Annotated in this window: 7 protein-coding genes; 4 read left to right on the top strand and 3 right to left on the bottom strand. The window is 71.3% G+C overall.

The features are described from left to right. The 4 genes from HCX50_RS19625 to HCX50_RS19610 all read left to right on the top strand — a co-directional run. On the top strand, positions 1 to 993 hold a 993-nt coding region (locus HCX50_RS19625), incomplete at its 5' end, for a P1 family peptidase (RefSeq protein WP_167635469.1). After that, positions 963 to 1,640, top strand: coding sequence for an FMN-binding negative transcriptional regulator (locus tag HCX50_RS19620; RefSeq protein ID WP_167635468.1), 678 nt, complete (start codon positions 963 to 965; stop codon positions 1,638 to 1,640). The genes HCX50_RS19625 and HCX50_RS19620, both read left to right, overlap by 31 nt. Beyond that, complete coding sequence (locus tag HCX50_RS19615) at positions 1,637 to 2,734, top strand: C45 family autoproteolytic acyltransferase/hydolase (protein WP_167635467.1); 1,098 nt, start codon at positions 1,637 to 1,639, stop codon at positions 2,732 to 2,734. The genes HCX50_RS19620 and HCX50_RS19615 overlap by 4 nt, the downstream gene beginning before the upstream one ends. Next, positions 2,731 to 3,255, top strand: a complete 525-nt coding sequence (locus HCX50_RS19610; protein ID WP_167635466.1) for a hypothetical protein — start codon at positions 2,731 to 2,733, stop codon at positions 3,253 to 3,255. Before HCX50_RS19615 ends, HCX50_RS19610 begins: the two co-directional genes overlap by 4 nt. 119 nt (positions 3,256 to 3,374) lie before the next feature. Here HCX50_RS19610 and purH read toward each other — a convergent pair whose 3' ends face one another. The 3 genes from purH to HCX50_RS19595 all read right to left on the bottom strand — a co-directional run bounded on the left by purH (position 3,375) and on the right by HCX50_RS19595 (position 7,063). Next, entirely contained in the window at positions 3,375 to 4,982 is a 1,608-nt protein-coding gene (gene purH / locus HCX50_RS19605; protein WP_167635465.1) for a bifunctional phosphoribosylaminoimidazolecarboxamide formyltransferase/IMP cyclohydrolase, read from the bottom strand. A gap of 35 nt (positions 4,983 to 5,017) precedes the next feature. After that, on the bottom strand, positions 5,018 to 5,605 hold the full coding sequence (gene purN, locus HCX50_RS19600) for a phosphoribosylglycinamide formyltransferase (RefSeq protein ID WP_167635464.1): 588 nt from the start codon (positions 5,603 to 5,605) through the stop codon (positions 5,018 to 5,020). 66 nt (positions 5,606 to 5,671) lie between these two features. After that, positions 5,672 to 7,063, bottom strand: coding sequence for a cell division protein PerM (locus HCX50_RS19595; protein WP_167635463.1), 1,392 nt, complete (start codon positions 7,061 to 7,063; stop codon positions 5,672 to 5,674). Positions 7,064 to 7,171: the final 108 nt, after the last annotated feature.

Below are 7,171 nucleotides of genomic sequence, written 5' to 3'. Positions count from 1 at the left end.
GTCCTCCCCGCGGGCCCCCGTCGCTCGAACGGCGACTACGCCCTCTCCCCCGTGCACGGCACCGATCGCGGGCAGGTCGAGTACGACTTCCCCGGGGTGCTGCTCGGAACCGCCGAGTACGCCGAGGGACCGACCGGGGCGACAGTGGTGTCGATCCCCGCGGGCGCTCGGACGTTCTCCGACCGACGCGGTGGTGCGGTCGGCGCGAGCGGACTCTACGGCTACAACCATGCGATCTGCCTCGCAGGCGGATCGGTGTACGGGCTCTCGGCGGTGGCGGGCGTGTCGGAGGCCCTGTTCGAGCGGGCGGACCACCGGTCCGGCTTCGATCAGCTCCAGCTCGTGTCGGGCGCGATCATCTACGACTACTCGGTCCGCGACAACTCGGTGTTCCCCGACGCCGCCCTCGGGAAGGCCGCCCTGCAGGCCGCGCGTCAGGGCGTCGTCGAGGTCGGCCGCGTCGGCGGTGGCGCATCCGCGTCATCCGGCAAGGTCGATCCCGCCCGCGTCGAGTTCACCGGGCAGGGCGTGGCCTTCCGCCAGGTCGGCGACGTGAAGGTACTCGTGGTGACGGTACTCAACCCCTACGGTGTGATCCTCGACCGGGAAGGCCGCATCGTCCGGGGGAACTACGACGACTCCACCGGCGAGCGCCGCCACCCGGCCCGCGACTACGAGGAGGCGATCGGCGAATCGCGCCTGTTGGACTCGATGTCCGGCAACACCACGATCACGGCCGTCGTCACGAACGTGCAGCTCTCCGACGTCGAGCTCAAGCAGTTCGGCCTGCAGGTGCACAGCTCGATGCACCGCGGCATCCAGCCGTTCCACACCCCTCTCGACGGCGACACCCTGTTCGCGCTCACGACCGACGAGGTCGCGCTGCCGGAGGACCCGGGCACCTCGCGCGGTCGACTGTCGCTGAACTCGACGGCGGTGGCCACCCTGGCGGGCGAGACCGCGTGGGACGCGATCCTCTGCGCGGCGGGCTGACCGTGTACGAGTTCGAGAAGTATCTCGCCCCCTCGCAGCACGAGGTGAACGAGCTCGTGCGTCGCCATCCGTTCGCGCTCATCGTGTCCAACGGCGGCGGAAAGGCCGGAGCACCGACGGTGACGCACACGCCGGTCATCATCGAGCGGATGGCGGACGACGGCGGTTTCGTCGGCGGCGAGCTGCTGGGGCACATCGCGCGCAAGAACCCGCAGTGGCAGCAGATCGCCGACGGCGACGCGGTTCTCCTGGTGTTCTCCGGGCCGCACGACTACGTCTCCCCGACGACCTATGCCGACGACCCGAACGTCCCCACCTGGGACTATGCGGCCGTGCACCTCACAGCCAGAGTGACCGTGCTCGAGGACCCCGCCGACGGCATGCATGTGGTGACCCGCACGGTGACGGAGCTGGAGAGCCTCGAGCCCACCGCCTGGGACATGACGAGCTCACTCCCCACGTTCGAGCGCATCGTCGGGGGGATCGTGTCGTTCCGCTTCGAGATCCTCGAACAGCGCGCCGTGTTCAAGGTCAGCCAGGACAAGCCACGCGAGGTCCGCCAACGCGTCGCGGCCGCCTCGCGCGCACGCGGCTGCCCCTACGGCGACGTCGCCGAGCTCGTCGAGCGCATCGGAGGAGAGGCGTGATCGTCCACGAGTGGACCTCCGAGACCGCGGACCAGCATGAGGAGGGCCGCCGACTCGGTGCGCACTGGGCGCCGCAGCTGCTCGCCGCACGCGACTCGTACCTGCGACTGTTCCTGCAGTCGGGCGTCTCCGCGGAGATGGCGCGGAGCATCGCCGACGAGTGCCGGACGATGACCGTGACGCACGCTCCGGACGTCGCGGAGGAGTTCCGCGGCGTCGCCGAAGGAAGCGGACTGCCACTCACCGACGTGCACCTGCTCACGGCACGCACCGAGATCCTCGCGCGGATGACGCCGTCGATGGAGTGCTCCACCGTCGTGTACGTGCCGGATGATGCCACGCCGCCGCGCACGATGCAGACCTGGGACTGGCACGAGACGCTCTCGAACGAGACCGTCGTGCGGAGACTGCACTCGGCGTCGGGCGCCCGGGTGGTGACATTCTCGGAGTTCGGCCAGCCGGCGAAGATCGGTGTCAACGACCGCGGCCTGGGCCTGCACTTCAACATCCTCCACCATCGCAGCGACGGATCTCAGGCGGGAGTGCCCGTGCACGTCCTCGCGCGGATGATCCTCGACGGGGCGCGCACCGTGGCCGAGGCGGTGGAGATCTCCCGGTCCGTGCCCCTCGCCGCCTCCAGCGTCCTCACGGTCGTCTCGTTCGACGGGACGACGTCCGAGGCCGCCGCCGTCGAGGTATCCCCGGCCGGCGTGGCCGTGCTGTCCGCCCCGCGGGGACGCACGCTCGCGCACACGAACCACTTCCTCGACGAGACCCTCGCCGCCGGCGAGTACTCCCCCTATGAGACGACGAGCGTTCCGCGGTACCGGTGCCTGACCGATGCGGGAGAGCTCGCCCGCATCGTCGACGACCGAGATCGGGCGCTCGCCTTCGGTGCGATCCCGGATGCCCCGATCTCGGTCCGCGCGCGGCCGGAGCAGCCCGAGCATCTGCGCTGGGAGACGAAGCTCACGGTCGCACTCGACGTGGCGCACGGGGCACTCGCCTTCGCCGCGGCCGCACCGGCCGATGTCGCGGTTGCAGAGTGGCGGCGGGTGGGCATGGCAGACGAGCTCGTGCCCGCAGAGCGGTGAGCGCCCTCCTCCATCTCGGCGCGCTCGTCCCCGCCGCGATCGGCGTCGGCACCCTGGTCGGGATGCGCAGAGACGCCGGTCGAGCGGAGCTCCTCGCGGCCGCACTGATGCTCGTGGGCATGACCGACGTGATGACCGTGTCGCTCGTGCCGCCGGTCGTGTGGTTCGCCGCCCTGATCGCGGCCGGTCTCGCCCTCGCCGCAGGTCGCCGGGTGAGCCCGGTGGCGACGGCGCGGCCGGGCACGATGCTCTCCACCCACCTCGCCCTCGGCGTGATCTCGACCGCGGCGCTCATCCTCCTCATGCCCGCGATGCCGTCATCCGCCCCTGCCCTCCTCGTGTCATCGCACGAGCACGGTGCGAGCTCGACGATGCCGCAGCTGGTGGGAGCCGGCCTGGCGCTGGGCACCGTGGCCCTCGACGTGGTCGCGCTGCGCGCCGAGCGCTCCTGGATACATCGGCTCCACCACGCGACGATGGCCGCGTCCACCATCGCGATGTGCGCGATCGTCGCCACCTGAGGCTGCGGCGCCGCCCCGGCACAACGAGACCCCGACATAACGACGAGACCCCGGCCTGCACACGTCGGCAGGCCGGGGTCTCGGCGAGAAGCGGGGGTGTCGGCGCGGACGCCGGCCGCTCAGTGGAAGAAGTGACGCTCCCCGGTGAAGAACATCGTGACGCCGGCCTTGCGAGCCGCGTCCACGACCTCGCCGTCGCGCACCGAGCCGCCGGGCTGCACGATGGCCGTGACGCCGGCATCGATCAGCACCTGGGCGCCGTCGGCGAACGGGAAGAACGCATCCGACGAGGCGACCGAACCGGCAGCGCGGTCGCCCGCGCGCTCGACCGCGAGGCGGCACGAGTCGACGCGGTTGACCTGGCCCATGCCGACGCCGACCGTGGCGTTGTCCTTCGCGAGCACGATGGCGTTCGACTTGACGGCGCGGCAGGCCTTCCACGCGAAGATGAGATTCTCCATCTCCTCGTCGCTCGGACGCTCACCCGACACGAGCTCCCAGTTCTTCGCGACGGAACCGATGTCGTCCGGGAAGCGGTCGGCGTCCTGCAGCAGCAGTCCACCCGAGACCAGGCGCACGTCCATGCGCTCCTGCTGCCAGTCCTGCGGCAGCTGCAGCAGGCGCAGGTTCTTCTTCGCCTTGAACACCTCGAGGGCGGCGGGCTCGAACGACGGCGCCACGATGACCTCGGTGAAGATGTCCTTGAGGTTCTCGGCCATCTTCAGGGTGACCGTGCCGTTCGCGGCGATCACTCCCCCGTAGGCGGAGACCGGGTCGCACTCGTGCGCGCGCAGGTGGGCGCTGGCGATCGGGTCGAGCGCGTTCGGGGCGGTCGTGGCGATCCCGCACGGGTTGGCGTGCTTGATGATCGCGACGGCCGGCTTGACCATGTCGTACGCGGCCCGCAGCGCGGCATCCGCGTCGACGTAGTTGTTGTACGACATCTCCTTGCCCTGCAGCTGCGTGGCCTGGGCGATGCCGTGGCCGCCGGCGCGCGTGTAGATCGCACCGCGCTGGTGCGAGTTCTCGCCGTAGCGGAGGGTCGCGAGGCGCTCGGCCTGGATCGTCAGGTGTGCGGGCAGGTCGCCGGGCTCGGTGAGCGTGCCCTCGGCGAACCACTGCGCCACCGCGGTGTCGTACGCGGCGGTGTGCGCGAACGCGCGGGCGGCGAGCTCACGGCGCTGCGCGACCGAGGTGCCGCCGGCGGCGACCGCGTCGACGATCGCGGGGTACGACTGCGGCGACACGACGATCGCGACGTTGGCGTGGTTCTTCGCCGCGGCGCGCACCATGGCGGGTCCGCCGATGTCGATCTGCTCGACCACGTCGTCGCCGACCGCGCCCGAGGCGACGGTCTCGACGAACGGATACAGGTTCACCACGACGAGCTCGAACGGCGCGATGTCGAGCTCCTCGAGCTGACGCTCGTGCTCCTCGAGGCGCAGGTCGGCCAGCAGGCCGCCGTGGACCTTCGGGTGCAGCGTCTTGACGCGACCGTCGAGCATCTCGGCGACCCCTGTGACGGCCGCGACGTCGGTCACGGTGAAGCCGGCATCGCGGATGGTCGCGGCGGTCGACCCGGTCGAGACGATCTCCACCCCGGCCTCGGCGAGAGCCGCGGCGAGGACGAGCAAGTCGGTCTTGTCGCTCACCGAGACGAGCGCGCGCCGGATCGGCACGGTGTCGCGATCGCGGTAGAGCGTGGGGTCGTGGCGGGGGCCGGCCATGATGGGCTCCTTCGTGCGGGGGCGTCGGGTGGGGGTCAGGAAGCAGGCGTGAGGGTGAGCTCGCCGGTGGCGATCCCGCGGACGACATCGATGAGCAGTCGACGTTCGACGGGCTTGATGCGCTCGTGCAGGCTGTGCTCGGTGTCGCCGTCGAGCACCGGGATGCGTTCCTGGGCGAGGATCGGCCCGGTATCGACGCCGTCGTCGACGACGATCACGCTGGCACCGGTCTCGGAGACGCCGGCGGCGAGCGCATCGCGGACGCCGTGCGCTCCGGGGAACTCCGGCAGGAATGCGGGGTGGGTGTTGATGAGGCGCGGTGTGTACCGCGCGACGAGCGACTCGGGCAGCAGACGCATGAGTCCGGAGAGCACGACGAGGTCGGGATTCCAGACCGCGAGCTGGCGTCCGAGCTCGTCACCCCAGGCCTCGCGGCTCTCGTGCTCGTGCCACGGCACGGTGAAGCTGGGGATGCCGAACTCCTCGGCGTGGGCCAGCCCGTCGGCTTCGCGGTCAGCACCCACGACGATCACCCTGGCGGGGAAATCGGGATGACGAGCGGCCTCGAGGAGGGCGCGAAGGTTCGAGCCGGTGCCCGAGATGAGAACGGCGACCGTGAGCACGCGCCCAGTCTACCGGGGTGTGCATACTGCTCCCGCCCGGTGTCCGGGGCCGACCGGACACCGCCGTCAGTCGCGCGGTTCCGCCGGATCGCGCGGCGGTGCGAGGAACCCGCGCACGTCATCGAGCGGCGCCGTGTCGTCGGCGGCTGACACGTCCGTGAAGGGCACAGCGGATGCCGCTCCCGCGCCGGCGACAGCATTCGGGTCGAGCTCCGTCATCTCGGCGATCCACCGGTCGGTGCGCTCCTCGGCGAGCTCATCGCGGTTCCGCGGAGACAGCAGCAGGATGGCCGCGCCCACGAGCACCTCTGCGCCGAGCGCGAGGGCGAACGGATAGACGGCCGGTCCGACGACGGCCAGCCGCCCCGGACCCATCGAGCCGTTCGCGAGAGCGGCCGCGAGCCCGCCGACCCCGGCGCTCAGGCCCGCGATCCCGACGGCGATCACCGCGCGCGGCAGCATCCCGAGGGGCGTGCCCTCCCACACGAGGCGCGAGCGGACCGCCCAGCCCGCGAACGCACCGGCGGCGATGGGGATGAGCACGACGATCAGCATCCAGATCGAGCTGTTCTCCGGCAGCAGCCCGAACACGGGGATGCCGGGGACGACGCCGAGCTGTGTGCCCGCGGGCGACACCGCTGTGCCGGCACCGACCGCGAATCCGGGACCGGCGAGCCACGCCGCCGTCCACACGAGCATGGTCGGCAGGTAGGCGAGCTGACCGAGGGTCATCACCGTCGCGCCGAGCGCGTCGACCCTGGCGGCCTGGAACAGCGCCACGACCTCTCCCCCGCGGAGCAGGGTCGTGACGGCCAGCGCGAGCGCGGACGCGCCGACCACCCCGACGAGCGCGAAGGCCGCGCCGCGCACGATCGCCGCGGGAACGGGCGCCCAGTCCTCGCGGGCGTCGAACCAGTCGTGCAGTCGGTCGAGGATGCCGCCGTCGCCGTCTTCCCACGCGATGCGCACCGCACCGCAGAGCACACCGACGAGGTAGACCGCGGCGGGGAGGATGATCGCCGGCGCGAACGGCGTCTGCGCCGCGTCGAGTCGTGCCGTCAACGCGACGCCGACGGAGATCAGGGTGAACACGGCGGCTCCGGTGAGCGATCCGAGCAGCCACGCGCCGGCCTTCGCCGCTCGGCTGCCCGAACGCGCTGCGAAGAGCAGCGTGAACACCAGGAAGGCGAGCGGTGTGATCGACACGACGAAGTTCGCCGCCGCCGGTGGGATCGCGAGGGCCACGAGGAGCGCATCCGGGATCGTGATCGTCAACGGAACCCCGTGGCCGAACTCCCAGAGCGTGCCGGTGAGCGGCCAGAGCGCGCCCCAGTCGGCCGTGATCCCGAAGGCGACGGTCCACAGCAGGGTCAACGGCGCGAGCAGCACGACGAGGCCGACCGCCGCGGCGATGGCGGCGTCGAAGGCGGCGAGGAGCGCGACGAGGAGGCGTTGCATAGCGTTTCGAGACTACGACGAGTTGCCGACGAAGCCCTGGGGGCGCGCGTGGGGTCGGCGACACGATAGCGTTTCTCCGGAGGTTTCCCGATGACAACTGCCCCGCCC

Origin of the sequence: Microbacterium sp. B19(2022) (assembly GCF_012030385.1) — a bacterium.
Lineage (GTDB): Bacteria > Actinomycetota > Actinomycetes > Actinomycetales > Microbacteriaceae > Microbacterium > Microbacterium oxydans_B.
The sequence above is the reverse complement of the archived record's forward strand: the minus strand, read 5'-3'. Positions and strand labels throughout refer to the sequence as shown.